Here is a 20,926-nt window from a genome sequence, read left to right as displayed (position 1 = left end):
TCCTTAATGCAACTAAAATTTACTCTAATTTATTTGTCACTTTTATTGATATGCAGTTGTGCTTCTGTCGAGAAATATAATGCAGATATTGATAAAGAGATTCCTGCGAATAAATTGAAAAAAGATGTAGATTTTGTTTATAAAAAACTAAAAAGATATCATCCAAAATTAGATTTATATACTTCTCAAGAACAAATTGATTATAAATTTGATAGTCTTAAAAAGTCAATTGATAAACCATTGAAACCAAATGATTTTTATGTCAAGTTTTTTCCGATTTTCGAAAGTTTAGAACATGGTCATACAGATATTTATCCGATATATAAACGATTAGAAAAGAGCAAGGAAAAAAAATACAAAGAATCTAAATCTGCTTTTAGTGATTATAGTTTTTTTTGGCAAAATGATTCAGTTTTTTTAGTGACAGATTACAGTAAAATCAATCCGATTAATCAAGGTTCAGTTTTGCTTTATATAGATAGTGTTTCTACAAAGTATTTATACGATAAATATAAAAAAAGTATTTATGGAGATGGTGAAAATCAAACTTTTTCGGATAATGTCTTTAACCGAACTTTTCTCAATTATTTTACTTTAGAAAATGGAATTAAAGATTCGGTTGAATTAACTTTTAAAATGGGGAATTCAATCATCCGAAAAAAAACATTTCGTACCTATCCAAAACCTAAAAATGATAAGATTTCAGAACTACCAAAAATTACAAAAGAGCAGAAAGAAGTTGAGCGAAAAGTTAGGATAAAACAAAAGAAATACGGCTATTCTAAAAGTTCCAAAACCTATTCCAAAGATTTGACTTTTCCTACGAACGACAGTACGATTGCGGTGTTAAAAGTAACTGATTTCAGGAAAGGAAAAATACGCGAACTATATAAAGAGGTTTTTACGGATATCAAGAATCATAAAGTTCAAAATTTAGTTCTTGATCTTCGCAACAATGGTGGTGGTTACCTAAAAGATTCGCACTATTTATACGCTTATTTGGTCGATGATTCCAAGGCATTTTTAGGTGAAAAAATCGTCGCGAACAAAACCTCTTTTGGCAAGTCGTTGTACAATCTTTTTCCCGTTTATTCCTATCCGTTGCTTTGGTTGGGATCGGGTTATACTTATTTTTCGACGTCAAAAAATGCTAAAAATGAATACGAATTGCACATGCCTTTTTCGCATGTCAAAATAGATAAAGAGCTCGTGTATCACCACAATTTGTATGTCATTATAAATGGTGGTTCTTACTCTGCTTCGGCGTTGATTTCGGCTAATCTTCAACTAAAAAATCGAGCATTTTTTGTAGGTGAAGAAACGGGAGGAGATTTTAATGGAACGGTTGCTGGGTTGATGCCAAAATTTACGTTGCCCAATTCCAAACTCAAAATTTCGGTTGGTACAGTTTATCTTTCTCCTATTGAAAAGCGAGATGAACAGGCGCATGGTGTTTATCCAAACCAAGTTATTCAACCTAATTTGCAAGATAAAATTAAGCGTACGGATGCTGAACTGAAATGGATTTTAAATGATATTAAAAAAGGAAATATCGAATACAATAAAGCTTTAAAAATATAAAATCATCTCCTGAATTAAGGAGATGATTTTTATATTTTTAGCGTTTGAGCGGGCTATTCGTTACAATCTTTTTTGTAGACACCGCGTCTACAAAAAAGGATTTCCACTACTATCCCTAACGCATTTTATTTTTTGTTGAAACTACAAAAAATAAAGTTCTGAATCGTATCAAATGGCGTTTTATGATCAATTGTAAAACATTCTATTTTCTCAAAATTAGCTTCAAAAGTTGAGGTTAACGACGTTTCATCATTTTGTTTTATTTCCAAACCACTACATTTTAATGGTCCATTTGTCGAAAAAGTTCCAATAACCATTTTTCCTTTTACAGCTTTCGAGACCAAATTTTGGTACTTTTTGATGTCATTTTCTTCTATTAAAAAATGAAAAACTGCTCTATCGTGCCAAATATCGTATTGTTCTGTAGGTTCAAATTCGGTGATATCAGCAACAATCCAAGTTACTTTTTCTGCATTATTTCCTAAATGCTTTTTTGCTCTTTCCAACGCATTTGCAGAAATATCCAAAACAGAAATATTTTCATATCCTTCTTCCAATAAAAAATCGACCAACTTACTATCTCCACCACCAATATCAATAATTTTAGCTGTTTTATCAGCTCCAAAAGAATGAATAAAATTTAAAGAAGTTTCTGGTTTTTCTTGTGTTCAACTCACTTCTTCTGGAGTTTTTACTTCATATATATGTTCCCAATGAGATTTTTTATTGTCGTTCATAGCTTTTGTATTTTGTTTAGGTGCAATTTCGACTTTTTATTTAAAATGAAGCATAACAAAAATTACAGAACTGAGTCTATTTTTTCTATAAAAAACACCTTTTACTAAATATAATGGTTATTATACACTTAAATAATTTAAGCTAAATTATTGATATTGCGAAAGTGCTGTTTTGGATAAATAAAATTGATTCAGAAACTTCTTTGTAAGGAGCATTTTTACGTTGAAACTGCATATCTAAATCACCATTTTTAAGTGTTATTTCTCAAGTTTTCGTTTAATCTTCTTGTAGTTTTTTGAACGAATAATTTTTCCTTTATCTGTAATCAAAAGAGCAGCGTAATCTTTTTGTTGATTGATAAAATTCAATCCTTTTTCTTTTCCTAAAACCATGATAGAAGTGCTAAAACCATTACACATTTCAGCATCCGTCCCAATAACTGTAACCCCTGTTAATCCTGTTGAAGGATAACCAGTTTTGGGATTAATAATGTGTGAATAGCGAACTTCATCAATCAAAATAAATTTTTCGTAATCACCAGAAGTCGTAACAGCAGCATTTTTCATTGAGAGAATATCCAACATTTTATGTCGATTAAATGGATTTGTAATTCCAATTTTCCAAGGTTCTCCATTTGGTTGATTTCCCCAAGTTGTCATATCACCAGAAGCATCAATTATACCCGCTTGTATTCCTAAGTCTTGCATGAAAGTTCGTGCTTTTTGTGCTGCATAACCTTTTCCTGTTGAACCAAAACCGATTTTCATTCCAGCTTTTTTTAAGAATATTGTTGAATTTTCTTCATCTAAAATAATGTTTTGATAACCGATTTTTTCGATGGCTTTTGAAATCTCTTCCTGAGTTGGAATCTTTTCCATTGAACCATCAAATTTCCATATTTTGTCCATTGCCGCAAAGCTAATGTCAAAAGCACCATCGGTTAGTTGCGAAAAATAAATCGCACGCTTTGTTAAGTCAAAAACTTCTCGATCTACTTTTATCGCCTTTATTCCTGCATTTTGATTGACAAGAGAAACTTGCGAAGTTGGTTTCCAGTCAGAAATCAAATTCTCAATTCTAATCATTTCATCAATTGCTTTATTGATGTTTTTTTCAACGGAAATAGAATCGGAATCAACCAATGTAATTTTGAATTTACTTCCCATTAAAATTGTATCTCTAACTCCAACCGTTTGAGCATTCATCGGAGTTAGAACATACAATAGTATAAAAGTGAATATATTTTTTAGAATGAATTTCATTTTGGTTTATTCATTTGTTATTCTGAGTTTATCGAAAAGTATAAAGCTTAAAGATACCTCGACAAGCTCGGTATGACAGGTATTAGGTTATTCTGAACTTGTTTTAGGATTGCATCAAAATTATTTTTCTAGTAACAATCCGTCAAAAATTGCCCATTTGTTTTGAATTCTTCGAATGATTTATTCAAATGTTCTTGACAGATTTGTTCCAAAACTTTCTCTACATCATGTTGCATTGTGAGAGCACCACAAATCATAAGAATTCCACCATTTTGTAATGTTTCAGCAAAGAATTTAGCATCACGATTGACTAAATCCATCACATACTGTTTATTTTCTTCACGAGAAAATGCAATGTGAAATTGACTCAAATGATTCGTAAAAATTTGTTTCGTAGCAAATTCTTGATAAGATTTTGTTGTTTCATTATCATGTCTGAAACCACAGTATAAATGCGTTTCAATATTTTTTGAATTCTCATCAATCATCCCAAGAAAAGGTGCAATTCCTGTTCCGTTTGCAATCATCACAACTTTTGAAGCTTTTGGAAATCTAAAGGCTTTATTTTTTACAATTCGAGCTTTAATCGTAGAATTTTGAACCAAATTATATAAATATTGAGAACCTAATCCAAACTCATGCAATTTTACAATTAACTGTAATTTATTATCTACTTTTCCAACCGAATATAAGCGTTCTTTGTGATCACTTTCGGGATAAATTGCTAATAAATCTCCAGATTTGAATTTCTCTTTTACATCTAAAATAACTTTAAATGTAGCATCTTCTTGTGTGATTTTAGTGGTAGAAATAACCTTAACATTTTTCAGTTCTGGTGCTTTTCCAACATACATCGCAGGCGTTGTTGCTAACGGAATATCTGTCGTTTCTTTGTATGCAATGACCCAATTTGTGAATTCTTCCGGCGATTTATCATTTACTGTTTTCAAATCCAATAATTGAGTAGCCCATTTTTGATCATTCAACCATTTGTCAACTTTAACTGCATAGCCACAATAATCTGAATATGCTCTTGATCCAAATCCTACAACAGAAAATTCGATGGATTGGTTTTGTGGAAATTGTGTGATTAATTGTTCAAATTTCTTAGCATTCGCAGGCGCATCACCAATTCCATAAGTTGAGGTAAAAATGATGAGTTGTTTTGCTTTTGGATAAATTTCATATTGATTCATCTGAGCAATGAATGATTTTTTTCCGTTTGCTAAAAATTGCTCTTGAATTTTTGAAGCAAATCCAACAGTTGCACCATTTTCTGAACCAACTAAAAGGATAATTTCAGCTTCGTTGGCTTTATATTTATTTTTGCCAATTTTCGTTTTTGTACGTTTGAACGTAATTACAAATCCTGACCAAATAAAGAATAAAATGTTAAGCGAAGCAATTCCTAAAATCGCTGCCCAAATAACATTGGTGCGACCTGTATGTAAATCGATATTGAATTTTTCTACAATTGCTGAATAAGGATTCAACGATTCTGAAATAATCGCTCCATTTACTTGATTAACCGAAACCGATTTTTTTCTTAAATGAACGATAAATGGTTCTGCTTCATCATCTGGAATAAAAGGAAATTCAATCTTTTCAACACTACTTAATTTTGTGTTTTTGAAGAATTCAATGTCTTTTAAATCTTTTGGTTGTAAATTTTCTTTGACTTGATGCTCAATTTCTTTTGGTTGACCAACTAAAGGTTCTAATCGCGCTAAGAAAATCAATGTTCCTGTTAATGCAATGATTAAAACTGGAATTAATAACCAACGTCCAGTTACAACATGAAAATATTGTGAAAAGGAGTCTTTGTTAACTTTTATAAAGAAATTTAGAATTCCTTGTTGACGTTTTACGATTAAGATTAATCCACTTATTGAAATTAACATCAATAAAAAAGATACGACACCAACAATTGCTCGTCCTGTTTCTTTTAGAAATAATGAACGGTGCAAGGCTGTGACCCAATTGATGAAATCACTTTTTGGAACAATCTCACCAATCTTTTTTCCTGTTGTAGGATCAATGTAAGATTTGATCGAATTTCCATCTTCGTCCATCGCATCAATTGTCACAAAATCATTGTGATCAACTTTTACTTCTATTATTTCAAAATAATGCTCGCGCAAAGTTGGTAAAACTTGCGCGAGTGTTATGTTATCGAAATTTTCTACTTTGTATGCGGGCGATTTTTCGTTTATTGCATCAACAGCCAAAATTACTCCTGTGATAGATAGAATAACTAAAAATGCTGAAGATAAAATTGCAAGACTCAAATGCGCATATCTCCAAATAGATAATGTCATTTTATTGAACTTTTATAAAACGTACGGCTTTAATATAAACTGAACCTTTGATACCTGCTTTGTTGTCTAAATCCGAAGAATTTAATGCAACTTCAGCTTCTTTTGCGACGTATTTTTGAGTTTCTACAGCAGATTCAAAACGTAATTTGTATCCTTTATTCAATTTTGCAGTATCAAACTCGATGACACGTGTCGCTCTCGCTCCTCCAGCAACTGAAGCACCTGTGATTCCGTTTAATTTTTCTTTCTTTTTACTATTGAATTTGTGCCATTCTTTTAACGTGTTATACCACTCGTTATCTGTTCCCAAAACACCTAAAGTTTTTTCGTATTGTCCTTTTGGATTGATTAATGAAATCACTACATAGGCTTCTTTTCCCGTGTAATTATTCATCTGAATCATTGTTTTGTATTTTGTTGTTTGTGCAAAAGTGGCAGTTGCCATTAAGATTACAACTAATCCAACTAATTTTTTGATTAAGTTAAATTTCATCTCCTTCATTATTTTAAAAAGTCAATAGACACATTATTTTTCTTTAAGAATTCGTTTTCTCCAGCCAAATCATAAGCTGTTTCGTCAAATTCTGTTTTAATATCTTTTTTCGCTCCAGCAGCAACCAAAGTTTTTAAGGTTGCATCATCTTTCGCAATCAAAGCTGCTTTGTGTAAAGCTGTATTTCCGTCTTCATCTTGTGTATTAAGATTCACACCTAATTCAATCGCTTTTTTCACCAAATTTACATTTCCTTTATCAACAGCAATGTGTAACAAAGTTGCACCTTTACTTTGAGTAGCTTTAAAATCAACTTTTGCATTTGTTAATAAAGCTTGTTTTTCTGCGAATGATTCATCATTTGGTTTGAAAGAATTGAACCAATAATAAGCCAAATTATTTCCATCTTTATCTACAATATCAGCTTTAGCGCCTTTTTCTAACAATAAAGAAACGATTTGAGATGTTCCAGAAGCAACAGCTTTTGTTAAAGCTGACTCACCATTTTTATTAACCGCATTTACATTGTTTGCTTTTGATAAAAATGTATTGATTAAATCTGTATTTTTTCCTCCAGCAGCAACCATTAATGCAGTGTTTCCTTCTTTATCAGCAATTTTAGCATCAACACCTTTTGATAAGATAAAGTTGATTGTTTCTGAGTTTCCTTTGCGAGATAAAGCGTGTAATAATGTTTGTCCGTCTGGATTTAACGCTTTCGGATTTAATTTATATTTTGTAATTAATTCTTGGAAAACTTCTACGCCATTTTCTTTTGTTCTCGAACCTTGTGTGGCAAAAAATAAAGCTTGATCAGTAGGTTTAATTCCTTTCGCGATTAATTTATCTATGATTGATAAGTTTCCTAATTTTGCAGCATAATCTGCTACAGTACGTCCATTAGCGTCTTTATCACTTAATGATAAACCTTTTGAAATAAAATATTCTGTAACTTTTAAATCATCATCATTCGCAATCGCTTGCATGATTAAGTTTGAACCATCTTCTCCTTTAACTTTTGGATTGGCACCAGCTTTAATCAACGCATCGTATACTGCGATATTCTGATTTCCAGCACTTGCTGCATATGTAATCACATCGTAACCATGGCTATCTTTGTAATGAACATCAGAACCTTTGGCTAATAAATAATTTACTAATTCTAAATTCCCCGCAGCAGCAGCCCATTGAAGATAAATTCTTGAGTGATGCGTTTTTTTATCAACAGAATTTCCTTCTTGTTCAATTAAAAATTTAGTCACATTAAAATCTGCTTTGTTATTAATCGCTATCACAACAGGATCAAAGAAGCCTCCATTTTGAAAAGAAGGACTATTTCCTTTCGAAATTTCAGTTTTTACAGTTTCTATTGTTGGATTATTTTTCCAAAAACCAGCGTCCATCAACGTGTTCGTCTGAGCTTGAATAAATGAAGCGACAAGGATAGCAGCAGAAATGAATAATTTTTTCATATGAATAGAATATATTGTAATAATTATTTAGACTAATTTTAATTTGATTTCAAAAGTATTATTTTTATTTATATTAATTCTAATTAAATCAAATAAATTTGGCTAATTCTGCTAAACATCAGTTTTTTGAAAACAAAAAAGATTGCTAATCTGCAATCTTTTATATTTCTAAACTACTTTATTCAGCTCGTCTTGGACCATTTTCTCTCGATTTCAAAACGTTTTCAACATCTTCCAATTTGAAACCTTTGGCTTTCAATAAAATTAAATAGTGATACAACAAATCCGCCGCTTCATTAATAAATAAATCATCGTTGTTGTCTTTGGATTCAATCACCAATTCAACTGCTTCTTCACCTACTTTTTGTGCAACTTTATTGATTCCTCTTTTGAATAATTTATTGGTATACGAATCTGGATCATTGTCTAAATCAATTCTATCGTTAATGGTTTGTTCCAATTCATATACAAATCCATGATTTGTTTCTTCTTTAAAACAAGTCGTAGAACCCGTATGACAAGTTGGTCCAAAAGGTTTTGCTTTGATTAAAACTGTATCGTTGTCGCAATCAACTGCGATAGATTTTACTTCCAAAAAGTTGCCTGATTCTTCACCTTTTGTCCATAATCTATTTTTTGAACGAGAATAAAAGGTCACTTTTCTAATTTCTTGGGTTTTGTTAAAAGCTTCTTCGTTCATGTAACCTAACATCAGAACCTTGTTGTTAAGATAATTTTGAATAATAACGGGAACTAATCCGTCGTTACTTTTATTGAAATCGATGTTCATCGTATCGGAATATTTTGTTCTTTTAAATAACTTTTAAGTGTTGGAATTGGAATTTCACCAAAGTGAAAAATACTTGCAGCCAATCCACCACTTGCATTTGTTTGGGTAAAAACTTCTGTAAAATGCTCCATTTTTCCTGCTCCACCAGAAGCAATTACTGGAAGATTTACAGCATCAGCAACCGCTTTTGTAATATCAATTTTGAAACCAGCTTTTGTTCCATCGCCATCCATAGACGTTAACAGAATCTCGCCAGCGCCTAATTCTTCTACTTTTTTGACCCAATCTAACGTTTCCCATTCGGTTTCAATTTTTCCACCGCTTACGAAAACTTTTTGTGTTCCATTTACATCGCGAGTATCTACTGCAACGACTACACATTGCGATCCAAATCGAGCTGCTAAATCTGCAATTAATTGAGGATTTTTGACAGCCGAAGAATTAACGGAAACTTTATCTGCACCAGCTTTGATGACCGCCGAAGCATCTTCCACAGAATTAATTCCGCCACCAACTGTAAACGGAATATTAATCGCTGAAGCAATTTTTTCAACCATTTCAGCTAAGGTTTTACGTTTTTCTAAAGTCGCTGTGATATCCAAAAAGACTAATTCATCAGCACCTTCTTCTACATATTTTTTTGCTAATTCCACTGGATCTCCCGCATCGCGTAAGCCCACGAAATTAACACCTTTTACCGTTCGTCCATCTTTGATGTCGAGACATGGTATGATTCTTTTCTTCAGCATATTAGTACAATTGTTTTAAGTCTTTCAACTGAATTCTCCCTTCGTAAATCGCTTTTCCAAGAATTGCTCCTTCACAACCTAATTCTTTTATTTTGATTAGATCATCGATTGAAGAAACGCCACCAGAAGCAATTAATTTGACCTCCGAAGTAGCTAAAATTTCTGCATATAATTCGTTTGAAGCTCCTTCTAACATTCCGTCTTTCGCGATGTCTGTACAAATCACATAATCAATACCTTTGGTTTTATATTCTTGAATAAAATCTATCACATCTAATTCTGACGTTTCTAACCAACCATGTGTTGCTATTTTTCGATCTTTAGCATCCGCGCCTAAAATGATTTTATCGCTTCCATACTGTGAAATCCATTCTTGAAATAATGTTGGATTTTGAACCGCAATACTTCCTCCAGTAATTTGGTTTGCGCCACATTCAAAAGCAATTCTAATATCATCATTAGCCTTAATTCCACCTCCAAAATCAACTTTTAAATTGGTTTTAGAAGCAATTAATTCTAATGTTTTATAATTGATGATTTGCTTTGATTTAGCGCCATCCAAATCCACCAAGTGCAAATATTCGATGCCGTAATCCTCGAATTCTTTTGCTACTTCCAACGGATTTTCGTTGTATATTTTTTTTGTATCGTAATCGCCTTGCGATAATCTGACGCATTTTCCGTCGATAATATCTATAGCTGGGATTATTCTCATTATTCTTTAGTTTTTAAGGTGTAAGACATAAGATCTAAGGTGTAACTTCTTACGCCTTACAACTTAAGTCTTAAATTTATTTTAATTCTTTCATGACCTCTTGGATTGCACGCTCCAATTGAGGATCTTTATTTTCTAATCGATCTAAGAATGTATTTTTAATATAAATGTCAGGTTTAACACCAGTTTTTTCTAAATTTTGTCCATCCAAAGTATAAGTTCCCCAACTTGGTAAACGATAAAACGAACCATCAACTAATCCTTTTCCAGAAGTAAAAATGATCCAACGATACGTTTCTTGACCGATGATTTTTCCTAATTTTAAGGCTTTGAATCCTGCGGCTGTCATTTCTGCATCGCTTAATGAGTATTCGTTAATTAATAAAACAATTGGTTTTCCTGACGGTGCAAAGTTCGGTTGAACAGTTAATTGTCCTTCACGATATTTCCATTTCAAATAAGGTCTTTGTGATAAAAAGTTCAAGACTTTATCATGTACGTTTCCACCTGTATTGAAACGCAAATCTAAAATGACACCATCTTTTCTATTCTCTTGCTCTACCATGTCTAATAAAAACACATCCAATTCAGAAGTAGACATATTTTTCATGTACGAATAAGCGATTCTATCGTTGCTTAATTTTTTTACACGCTGACGATTTTCATAAATCCATTCATCATATAAAAGCGATTTCAATTCGTTATTTGAAATTGGATGAATCTTCGTCGAAATTGTTTTTCCTTTTCGGTCAAATTCAAGAGTTAATTCTTCTAATTTTTTAGGCGTTGTAAAATAAGTTTCACGATTTTGGTTTGGATCGATTTTTTGTCCATTTACACTCACTAAAATATCACCTTCTTGAACATCAACATTTTTAAGGAAAGCAGGAGATTTTCGTAAGATTTTTTCAACTGCAAAAGGTTGATCTTTTTTGAAAATAATTCCTGTTTCGTTGGTGAAATAATTCAATCTTCGACTTTCTTCTTTTCCGAAAGATGAAAAACCTAAATGCGAAGAATTCAATTCACCTAATAGATCATTTAACAAAATTCTTAAATCATTTCGATTGTTTACATAAGGTAAAAAGGTTGCGTATTGTTCTTTTTTCGCTTTCCAATCGATTCCGTGAAAATTCTCATCATAGAAATTTTCTTCTACTCCAGCCCAAGCTTCCTCGTACATTTGATTGAATTCTGAAGCCAAGTTTTTATTGAAATTATATTTAATACTAACTTTTTCAGGATTTGTAGAACTAATGCTAAATTTGTAAACAGAATTATCGATTAAAGCATAAAGATTTTTCTCATTTTTTACGATAAAATCAGCGCCTTTGTTGAATATTTTATCTGTTTTATCTTCTTCAAAATCAGTGGTTGTTTTTCTGTATAACTGAAATTTACCATTTTCTTGATTGGTGTTATAGAATAAAAATTGCTTTTTATCATCCGCAAAAACAAAAGGATTTGTCTGATATCCAAAATGGTCTGTTGCCAATTCAATTCTTTCTAAGAATCCTTCTGGATTAATAGTTAATGCTTTAAAATCGTTCTTTTCTTCTTTTTTCTCTTTCTTCTCAACCTTTTTTTCTTCTACAAATAAATTATCAAATTTTTCTGATTTATAAGCTTGATCAAACCAATCTAAAGAAGCACGATAAATACTCGATTCTTGCATTCCCAAAGGATAGGAAGGATTTTTTCTGTCGCTTGAAAAATAAATGTATTTTCCGTCTGGTGACCAAGTAGGGTCAGCTTCTGAAACACCAGTATTTGTTAAATTAACCGTTGTATTTTTCTTGATGTTGTGAATAAAAATATCTAACTCGAAATTACGTTTTGCAGAGAATAACACATATTCATCATTTGGAGAAAAAGATGGTTTCGAATTTTGGAAAGCCCAAATTTCATCTTTAACAATTGTTGATGATTTAAGTGATTTCAAATCTAATAATCTTACTTCATCGCGTCCGCTTAAATAAACAGCTTGTGATAAATCGTTGTTGAATGTAATGTCTCGATTATTTCTTAAATCAGAAGTTAATTGTTCAACTTTTCCTTTTCCGTCAGCCGAAATTTTAAACCAATTTTGGTAACCTTTATACGTTTGGTTGAAGATTAAATTTTTGTTGTCTTTTAACCATTTTACTTCTAAAACACGCTCTTTTCCATCAGAAATTTGATTGACAAACTTTCCTTCATTATCCGAAACAAAAATAATTCCTCTGCTTACAAAGGCCATTTTCTTTCCATCAGGAGAAATGTCAAAATAATCGATGTTATTATCAACTTCAAAATTTTGCTCTTTTTCTAAAGATTTATTCGAATTAACATTAATTGTAAGAGGTTTCGACGTTTTAGTTTTTACATCGTAAACAAATAATTGATAATCTTTTTCGAAAACAACTTTTGAACCATCAGCTGAAACAAAAGGTTTTTTAATCGAAGTTTCAAATTTTGTTAACGCTTCTTTTTTACCATTTGCTAATTGATATAAGTTGTATTCGCCATTATTTTCGTCCGAAATAAAATAAATAATTCCGTTTTTATCAACCGTAGGATTAAAATCTTTTCCGTTATAATCGGTATATTGTTTATAACTTTTTGTGGTTGGATTATATCCTAATAAATCTGGATTATTTTCGCCTTTGTATCTTTTTCGTGTAACTTGACTTGCACTTTCAGACGAGTTAGTGAAAATATATTCGCCTTGAGGAGTTTCTACTAAACCATTTGTTGTATTAAAATAATTTGTAAAAAGCGCTTCTGGTGTTTTTCCATCTAAATCAATTTTAAAACTTCCAAATCCATTATTTTGATTTGATGTAAAATAGATCGATTTACTGTCCCAACTCCAACTCTCGACTTCATCTTTGGCTTGATGAAAAGTCAATTGCTTAATTTGTCCACCATTTATAGGCATTATATAAATATCGTAATTTCCATATTGATTAGAGCTGAATGCCAGCCATTTTCCGTCTGGTGAAACACGAGGATTGATTTCTTCTCCTTCTAAAGCTGTTATTCTTGCAGCATTCCCGCCATTTATATCGGTTGACCAGATGTCGCCATCGTAACTAAAATAAACCGTTTTAGCATCAGGACTTAAAGAAGGAGTAGAAGTGAAGTACACTTTTTCTTGAGCAGAAACCTGCGAAATTGCAAAAGCACTAAGTATAGTAAAAACTATTTTTTTCATGTGTGTGAATTTATAATTACTATAAACTTAGAAAGTTTTTTAGTATTTGTTCTCCTATTCTTGCAGATTTCTCTGGGTGAAATTGAGTTGCGTAAAAATTATCTTTATGTAAAGCTGCTGAATATTCTAAAATATAGTCTGTTTTCGCGATCGTATATTCTGAATTTTCGCAATAAAAACTATGTACATAATAAAAGTCGGAGTTCTCTTCTACTTCGTTAAACAAAGGTGTTTTTAAGTCATAAATCGTATTCCAGCCCATGTGAGGAACGATTTCGGTTGATGGAAATAACTTGACTTGAATAGGGAAAATTCCTAAACAATCGGTATTTCCTTCTTCCGAATAAGCGCACATTAATTGTTGTCCCAAGCAAATGCCTAAGGTTGGTTGTTTTAAGTTTTTAATGACTTTATCTAATCCTTTTACTTTTAAATAAGTCATTGCGGAACTTGCTTCTCCAACTCCTGGAAAAATTACTTTGTCAGCATTTTGCAAAGTTTCAAAATCGTCTGTAATTATAGCTTCGAACCCCAAACGAGTTACTGCATTATATACCGATTTTACATTTCCTGCATTGTATTTTACTATTGCTACCATATTCTTTGATTTACGACTTTTGATTTACGATTGATATTAATCTTAAATCTTCATTCGTCAATTATAAAAGTCCTTTTGTTGAGGGTAAAATCATTTTTTCAGGATCGCGTTTTACAGCTACTTTAATGGTTTTTGCAAACGCTTTGAAAATAGCTTCGATTTTGTGGTGCTCGTTTGTTCCTTCCGCTTTGATATTTAAGTTTGCTTTTGCTCCGTCTGTAAATGATTTGAAAAAGTGATAAAACATCTCAGTTGGCATTTGACCAATCATTTCGCGTTTAAAATCAGCTTCCCAAACTAACCAGTTTCTTCCGCCAAAATCAATTGCTGCTTGTGCTAAGCAATCGTCCATCGGTAAAGTAAATCCGTAACGTTCGATACCTAATTTATTTCCTAATGCTTGCGCAAAAACTTCACCTAAAGCAATTGCTGTATCTTCAATCGTGTGGTGTTCGTCCACTTCTAGATCTCCATCCACTTTTATCACTAAATCCATTTGTCCATGACGAGCGATTTGATCTAACATATGATCGAAAAAGTGAATTCCTGTCGAAATATCCGATTTTCCTGTTCCGTCAAGATTTAAATCAATTTTAATCTTTGTTTCATTCGTATTACGAACAATTGAAGCAGTGCGATTTTGAAGTTTTAAGAACTCGTAAATCTCTTTCCATGAAGTTGTTTTTAAAGCAATCGCATCATTTAATCCTTTGTTATCATTGATTTCGTCTGCGCCTAAAGCTTCATCATTCGCGATAAAAATTCCTTTTCCACCAAGATTTTGAGCTAATTTAACATCCGTTATTCGATCACCGATTACAAACGAATTTGTTAAATCATATTCAGGGTTATTGATATACTCTGTTAATAAAGCCGTTCCAGGTTTACGCGTTGGCGCATTTTCATGAGCAAAAGTTTTATCAATGTAAATATCCTCGAATTTCACGCCTTCATTTTCGAATGCTTTCACTACGAAATTTTGTATTGGCCAAAATAATTCCTCAGGATTAGAAGGCGTTCCTAAACCATCTTGGTTGGTCACCATAACTAATTCGTAGTCCAATTCTTTTGCAATTTTACCTAAATAAGTAAAGGCTTCTGGATAGAATTCTAATTTGGAAAAGCTGTCAACTTGGTAGTCAGCTGGCTCTAAAATCATTGTTCCATCACGATCTATGAATAGTATTTTTTTCATTTTAGTTGTTTTTGATGTCATTCCGATGTTAGGAGGAATCTCAGAGATTTCTCATTTCACTGTCGTTTCATTCGAAATGACAAATTATATTATTTTAAGTGTTTGTATTAATTTCTGATTTTCAACTTCCGTTCCAACTGTAATACGTAAACAATTTTCGCATAAATCGTCGTTGTTTCTGTTACGAATTACAATTCCTTTTTCGACCAATTGATTGTAACGTTCGTTTGCATTATCAACTTTAATCAAAATGAAATTCGAATCGCTTGGATAGATTTTTTCTACAAATGAGATATCAGTTAAAGCATTTTCTAGAACTTCTTTTTGTTGAATAATCGTATTTGTAATAGCTATCACTTTATCGTAATCGCTTAAAATTTCAATCGCTTTTAATTGTGTTAATTGATTGATGTTATAAGGTGGTTTTATTTTATTTAAAACATCCACAATTTCTTGTGAAGCATACAAAATTCCTAAACGAATTCCTGCTAAACCAACCGCTTTCGACAAAGTTTGGGTAACAATTACGTTTGGATAATTTTTGATTTCTTCTATCCAAGACTGTTCTGTGGCGAAATCGATATAAGCTTCGTCGATAATTATTAAGCCATTGAAACGATTCACAATTTCTAAAATAGTTTCTCTTTTGATGATTTCTCCTGTTGGATTATTAGGAGAGCATAAAAAAATCATTTTTGTATTTTCATCTACTTTTGAGAAAATATCTTCGATGTTTGGTTGAAAATCTTCTTTGTTTAATAACGATTTTCGGTATTCAATAGCATTTAAATTCGCTAAAACACCATACATTCCATAGGAAGGTGAAATCGCAATAACATTATCTTGATTCGGTTCGCAAAATGCTCGGAAAATTAAATCTAACACTTCGTCACTTCCATTTCCTAATAGAATCTGATTTGCAGGAAAGTTTTTGATTTCACTTAAAATCGATTTTACATTACGTTGTAAAGGATCAGGATAACGATTCAATCCATTATTGAAAGGATTTTCGTTCGCATCCAAGAAAACGAAATCGTTATTTATTTCTTGAAATTCGTCACGAGCTGATGAATAAGCTTTCAGCGTTTTTACGTTAGGACGAATGATGTTATTTATGTTGAATGAATTCATGTACGATTTTTGATTTACGATTTTAGATCATTTAGTCTTAAGGTTACAGCATTTTTGTGCGCAAATAATTCTTCTGCTTCTGCCATTAATTCGATTGCTGGACCAATATTTTTAATTCCCTCAGCAGTTAATTTTTGAAACGTGATTTTCTTGATAAAACTATCAAATGAAACTCCAGAATAATTCTTTGCATAACCATTGGTTGGTAAAGTGTGATTAGTTCCTGAAGCATAATCTCCAGCGGATTCGCACGAATAATTTCCTAAGAAAACAGAGCCTGCATTAATAATTTTTGCGATGTAATTGTCAGCCGTTTTGCAAGCAAAAATTAGATGTTCTGGCGCGTAAATATTAGAAAAATTCACACATTCTTCGATAGAATTTAAAACAATTCCTCTTGAATTTTCTAAAGCTTTAGTTGCTAATTCTTTTCTTGGTAGAACTTCTAATTGAGCATTAATTTCAACAATTGTTTCGTTTAATGTTTGCTCGTTTGTTGTTAATAAAATCACTTGTGAATCTATTCCGTGTTCTGCTTGCGATAGTAAATCGGCTGCGACATATTTAGGAACTGAAGTTTTGTCAGCAATTACTAAAACCTCGCTTGGACCTGCGGGCATGTCGATCGCTACACCAAAGTTTTGAGCTACTTGTTTTGCTGCGGTTACATATTGATTTCCCGGTCCAAAAATTTTATCAACTTTTTGTATTGTTTGTGTTCCAAAAGTCAACGCACCAATCGCTTGGATTCCGCCAACTTTATAAATCTTCTCAATTCCAATTAAATTTGCTGTATATAAAATCGCTGGGTGAATTTTTCCTTCTTTGTTAGGAGGTGTACACAAAATAATGTTTTGGCAGCCCGCTAATTTTGCAGGAATTCCTAGCATTAATGTTGTTGAGAATAAAGGAGCCGTTCCTCCTGGAATATAAATTCCTACATTTTCTATACCTCGAGATTCTCTCCAACAATTTACACCTCTTGTTGTTTCAATAACTTTTATTTCTTCTCGTTGTTCAGCGTGAAATTTCTCAATATTAGAAGCTGCTAATTGAATTGCTTGTTTTAAATCTTCAGAAATTAAAGTTTTTGCTTCTTCAATTTCTTGAGTAGAAACTTCTATAGAAGTTAACTTAACTTGATCAAATTTTTCTGTAAAATCAATTAAAGCTTGATCTTTTTCGATTTTAATTTTTTCAAAAACATCTAAAACGATTTTTTGTAAATCTTGTGCTTCTTTCGTTGGTCGAGCTGTTAACGTTGACCAATCTGAAAGTTGAGGTTTTATATATGTTTGCATTTTTTTAGTTTTAAGTTCTAGGACCTAAGATCTAAGGTTTTTGTTGTCATCTTTATGACTTATACCTTAAGACTTATATCTTATAAAATCATTTTCTCAATTTCTAATACTAAAATTCCTTCTGCACCCAAAGCTTTCAATTGCTCGATGATGTCCCAAAAAGTATCTTCTTTAATGACAGTGTGGATTGATGACCAACCTTTTTCGGCCAATGGTAAGACTGTTGGAGATTTCATTCCGGGCAACAAAGCAATGATTTCTTCTAACTTTTCGTTTGGTGCGTTTAATAAAATATATTTGTTTTCAGAAGATTGTTTTACTGCTTCGATTCTAAATAAAAGACGATCTACAATAGCTTGTTTTTCAGCATCAAGATTTTTATTAGAAATTAAAACAGCTTGCGATTCAACTACCGTTTCCACTTGTTTTAAACCGTTTGTTAATAAAGTAGAACCTGTAGAAACGATATCAAAAATAGCATTTGCCAAACCTATACTTGGTGCAATTTCTACGCTTCCACCGATTTCTTCAATTTTGACATTAATTCCTTTTTCTTGGAAGAATTTTCCTAAAATACGTGGATAAGAAGTAGCAATTTTTTTATCTTGAAAATAACTTAAATCCGTATAAATTTCATCTTTCGGAATCGCTAAACAAAGCTTACAGCCTGCAAATCCTAATTGACGAATTTGTGTAACATTTTTATCTTTTTCCCAAACTTCATTTTCGCCTAAAATGCCTATATCAGCAACGCCTTGTTCTACATATTGTGGAATATCGTCGTCACGTAAGAATAAAACTTCGATAGGGAAATTTGGAGATTCGGTTCTTAATTTTCGATTACTTGTAGAGATTTTAATTCCGCAATCTTTCAATAATTCGAGTGATTTTTCACTTAATCGACCGCTTTTCTGAATGGCTATTTTTAATTTACTCATTTTTAATATTTTATATTTTTAAGTTTGAGTAAATCGATGATTAAATCTTGAAGTAACAAAAAATCCCGTTCGATTTACTCAAACGGGACTTAGATATTGTGATAAAATCATTACATACCACTATCTGCTCGCTTGAGTGCAAGTATGATGGTGATGATGATGTAATTGATTTGTGTACATTTTTATTTTTTTGTTGGAACAAATGTAGAAAGGAAATTTTAATTGACAATGAATTTTTTTAAAATTAGTAAATAAACTTGTTATTAATTATGAAAACCTTATTTTTTTCTATTTTTATTAAAAAGAACTCAAATATTTATTGAGTTTTATTGATTTGATTAATTCTCAATATTTTATAGAAAGTTCGGTTACATCCAAAACTTTCTTTTATTTTTGCAGTAATATATGTTAGAAAAACAAGAAGCACAATACGAAAAAGTAGTTTTAGTTGGATTGATTACACGTGAACAATCCGAAGAAAAACTGACGGAATATATGGACGAATTGGAGTTCTTAGCTTATACAGCTGGAGCGACAGTTGGAGAACGTTTTACGCAAAGAATGGACAAACCTGATTCTAAATTCTTTGTAGGAAGCGGGAAATTAGATGAAATCACAGCTTTTGTCGAAGAATATGATATTGATACAGTTATTTTTGATGATGAATTAACGCCTTCTCAATTGAAAAATATTGAGAAAGTTGTCAACAAAAAAATCATCGACCGTACACAATTGATTTTAGATATTTTTGCTCAACGTGCACAGACTTCTTATGCCCGTACGCAAGTAGAATTAGCTCAATATCAATATTTATTACCTCGATTAACACGAATGTGGACGCACTTAGAGCGTCAGCGTGGAGGAATTGGTATGCGTGGTCCTGGTGAAACTGAAATTGAAACGGATAGACGTATTATTCGTGATCGAATTACGTTATTGAAAGAGAAACTGAAAGGGATCGATAAGCAAATGGCAACTCAACGTAAAAATCGTGGTGCATTGGTGCGCGTTGCGTTGGTTGGGTACACAAATGTTGGGAAATCAACGTTGATGAATGTTTTATCGAAATCTGAAGTTTTTGCCGAAAATAAATTATTTGCAACATTAGATACAACGGTTCGTAAAGTGGTGATTGGTAATTTACCTTTCTTATTAACGGATACGGTTGGGTTTATTCGTAAATTGCCTACACAATTGGTAGAATCGTTCAAATCTACGTTAGATGAGGTTCGTGAAGCTGATTTGTTAGTGCATGTTGTGGATATTTCGCATGCGAGTTTTGAAGATCATGTAAATTCGGTGAATCAAATTTTAGCTGAAATTGAGTCGAAAGAGAAACCAACGATTATGGTTTTCAATAAAATTGATAATTTTTCTTATATCAAACAAGATGAAGATGATTTGTCTGAAAAGAAATTCGAGAATTATTCATTAGAAGATTGGAAACGTACGTGGATGGCGAAAACAGATTATCCGACATTGTTTATTTCGGCAGCGGAAAAAGATAATTTAGAAGATTTGCGCAAAACAGTTTATGAAGAAGTGAAAGAAATTCACATGAAACGTTTTCCTTATAATAACTTTCTTTTTCAGTATTATGATGAAGAAGAAGAAAATGATACGGAAGAATAAAGATAGAAAGAGTTCAGTTTTTGGACTCTTTTTTTGTTAACTTCAACATCTAATTGATAAAATATGATAGAGCAATTGAAATCAACTTTGCAAGATTTAGCGGATGAAGGAAAAGCAAAAATTATGATGCGTTTTTTCAAAACTGGAAAAGGAGAATATGGCGAAGGAGATATTTTTTTTGGGATTTCTGTTCCGAATCAGCGTTTGATTGCGAAAGAATTTTATCAACAAGTTTCATTAAATGAACTCAAAAATTTATTGAATTCCGATATTCACGAATATAGATTAACTGCTTTGTTGATGTTGGTTTTGAAGTACGAAAAATCAAAAGATGAACTTGTAAGAAAAGAAATCATCGATTTTTATCTTGCTCAAACTTCTCAAATTAACAATTGGGATTTGGTTGACACAAGTTGTTATAAAATTTTGGGACATTATTGTTTTCATCAAAAACGAGAAGAATTGCTTTTTGAATTGGCGGATTCTGAAGATTTGTGGGAAAAACGAATTGCAATTGTATCAACGATGTATTTTATCAAACAAAAATCATTTTCAATTATTCCTGAAATTGTGTTGAAAAATCTTAATCATTCGCACGATTTAATGCACAAAGCAAATGGTTGGATGTTGCGTGAAATGGGAAAAATGAACGAAGAAAAATTGATTGAGTTTTTGGACGAATATACATTACAAATGCCAAGAACAACGTTGAGATATGCGCTCGAAAAAATTGATCCAATTCTCAAAGATTATTATATGAAATTGAAATAGTTTGCATAAAAAAGTCGCTCTGTGAGCGACTTTTTATTTTATATCA

17 protein-coding genes are annotated in these 20,926 nt (G+C 31.9%); 3 read left to right on the top strand and 14 right to left on the bottom strand.

What is annotated here, in order from left to right; all coding sequences use genetic code 11:
- Positions 1-6: 6 nt before the first annotated feature.
- The gene (locus tag B4E59_RS11570) at positions 7-1,581 is read left to right on the top strand and encodes a S41 family peptidase (RefSeq protein ID WP_221854295.1); all 1,575 of its coding nucleotides are present in this window, start codon (positions 7-9) and stop codon (positions 1,579-1,581) included.
- Positions 1,582-1,706: 125 nt separating this feature from the next.
- Here B4E59_RS11570 and B4E59_RS11565 read toward each other — a convergent pair whose 3' ends face one another.
- The 14 genes from B4E59_RS11565 to hisG all read right to left on the bottom strand — a co-directional run bounded on the left by B4E59_RS11565 (position 1,707) and on the right by hisG (position 18,477).
- Positions 1,707-2,216 carry a class I SAM-dependent methyltransferase gene (locus tag B4E59_RS11565; RefSeq protein WP_312067386.1) on the bottom strand — a complete coding sequence of 170 codons (510 nt, stop codon included), beginning with the start codon at positions 2,214-2,216 and terminating at the stop codon, positions 1,707-1,709.
- Between the two features lie 360 nt (positions 2,217-2,576).
- On the bottom strand, positions 2,577-3,581 hold the full coding sequence (locus B4E59_RS11560; protein ID WP_219033868.1) for an FAD:protein FMN transferase: 1,005 nt from the start codon (positions 3,579-3,581) through the stop codon (positions 2,577-2,579).
- A 128-nt stretch (positions 3,582-3,709) separates the two neighbouring features.
- Positions 3,710-5,899, bottom strand: a complete 2,190-nt coding sequence (locus B4E59_RS11555) for a PepSY domain-containing protein (RefSeq protein WP_286495328.1) — start codon at positions 5,897-5,899, stop codon at positions 3,710-3,712.
- Position 5,900: 1 nt separating this feature from the next.
- Positions 5,901-6,392: a DUF2271 domain-containing protein gene (locus B4E59_RS11550; RefSeq protein ID WP_291053134.1), complete on the bottom strand. Its 492-nt coding sequence runs from the start codon at positions 6,390-6,392 to the stop codon at positions 5,901-5,903.
- Between the two features lie 8 nt (positions 6,393-6,400).
- A complete protein-coding gene (locus tag B4E59_RS11545; RefSeq protein WP_286495326.1) occupies positions 6,401-7,864 on the bottom strand; it encodes an ankyrin repeat domain-containing protein in 1,464 nt (487 codons plus the stop codon).
- A 178-nt stretch (positions 7,865-8,042) separates the two neighbouring features.
- Positions 8,043-8,654, bottom strand: coding sequence for a bifunctional phosphoribosyl-AMP cyclohydrolase/phosphoribosyl-ATP diphosphatase HisIE (gene hisIE / locus B4E59_RS11540; protein ID WP_219033866.1), 612 nt, complete (start codon positions 8,652-8,654; stop codon positions 8,043-8,045).
- Positions 8,651-9,403: an imidazole glycerol phosphate synthase subunit HisF gene (hisF, locus tag B4E59_RS11535; protein ID WP_219033865.1), complete on the bottom strand. Its 753-nt coding sequence runs from the start codon at positions 9,401-9,403 to the stop codon at positions 8,651-8,653. The genes hisIE and hisF overlap by 4 nt, the downstream gene beginning before the upstream one ends.
- A 1-nt stretch (position 9,404) precedes the next feature.
- The gene (hisA, locus tag B4E59_RS11530) at positions 9,405-10,118 is read right to left on the bottom strand and encodes a 1-(5-phosphoribosyl)-5-[(5-phosphoribosylamino)methylideneamino]imidazole-4-carboxamide isomerase (RefSeq protein ID WP_291053131.1); all 714 of its coding nucleotides are present in this window, start codon (positions 10,116-10,118) and stop codon (positions 9,405-9,407) included.
- 76 nt (positions 10,119-10,194) lie between these two features.
- Entirely contained in the window at positions 10,195-13,314 is a 3,120-nt protein-coding gene (locus B4E59_RS11525) for a S41 family peptidase (protein ID WP_291053129.1), read from the bottom strand.
- Positions 13,315-13,333: 19 nt separating this feature from the next.
- A complete protein-coding gene (gene hisH, locus B4E59_RS11520; protein WP_286495322.1) occupies positions 13,334-13,912 on the bottom strand; it encodes an imidazole glycerol phosphate synthase subunit HisH in 579 nt (192 codons plus the stop codon).
- Between the two features lie 61 nt (positions 13,913-13,973).
- Positions 13,974-15,107, bottom strand: a complete 1,134-nt coding sequence (gene hisB / locus B4E59_RS11515; RefSeq protein WP_286495321.1) for a bifunctional histidinol-phosphatase/imidazoleglycerol-phosphate dehydratase HisB — start codon at positions 15,105-15,107, stop codon at positions 13,974-13,976.
- Positions 15,108-15,191: 84 nt separating this feature from the next.
- Positions 15,192-16,238: a histidinol-phosphate transaminase gene (gene hisC, locus B4E59_RS11510; protein WP_219033862.1), complete on the bottom strand. Its 1,047-nt coding sequence runs from the start codon at positions 16,236-16,238 to the stop codon at positions 15,192-15,194.
- A 14-nt stretch (positions 16,239-16,252) separates the two neighbouring features.
- Positions 16,253-17,539: a histidinol dehydrogenase gene (gene hisD, locus B4E59_RS11505; protein WP_291053124.1), complete on the bottom strand. Its 1,287-nt coding sequence runs from the start codon at positions 17,537-17,539 to the stop codon at positions 16,253-16,255.
- A gap of 80 nt (positions 17,540-17,619) precedes the next feature.
- Positions 17,620-18,477, bottom strand: a complete 858-nt coding sequence (hisG, locus tag B4E59_RS11500; protein WP_291053121.1) for an ATP phosphoribosyltransferase — start codon at positions 18,475-18,477, stop codon at positions 17,620-17,622.
- A 405-nt stretch (positions 18,478-18,882) separates the two neighbouring features.
- Here hisG and hflX point away from each other — a divergent pair, with 405 nt between their 5' ends.
- Positions 18,883-20,109, top strand: a complete 1,227-nt coding sequence (gene hflX, locus B4E59_RS11495; RefSeq protein ID WP_291053118.1) for a GTPase HflX — start codon at positions 18,883-18,885, stop codon at positions 20,107-20,109.
- A 63-nt stretch (positions 20,110-20,172) separates the two neighbouring features.
- On the top strand, positions 20,173-20,880 hold the full coding sequence (locus B4E59_RS11490; protein WP_291053115.1) for a DNA alkylation repair protein: 708 nt from the start codon (positions 20,173-20,175) through the stop codon (positions 20,878-20,880).
- Positions 20,881-20,926: the final 46 nt, after the last annotated feature.

Source organism: Empedobacter sp. UBA2044, from assembly GCF_002333005.1.
GTDB lineage: Bacteria > Bacteroidota > Bacteroidia > Flavobacteriales > Weeksellaceae > Empedobacter > Empedobacter falsenii_B.
The sequence above is the reverse complement of the archived record's forward strand: the minus strand, read 5'-3'. Positions and strand labels throughout refer to the sequence as shown.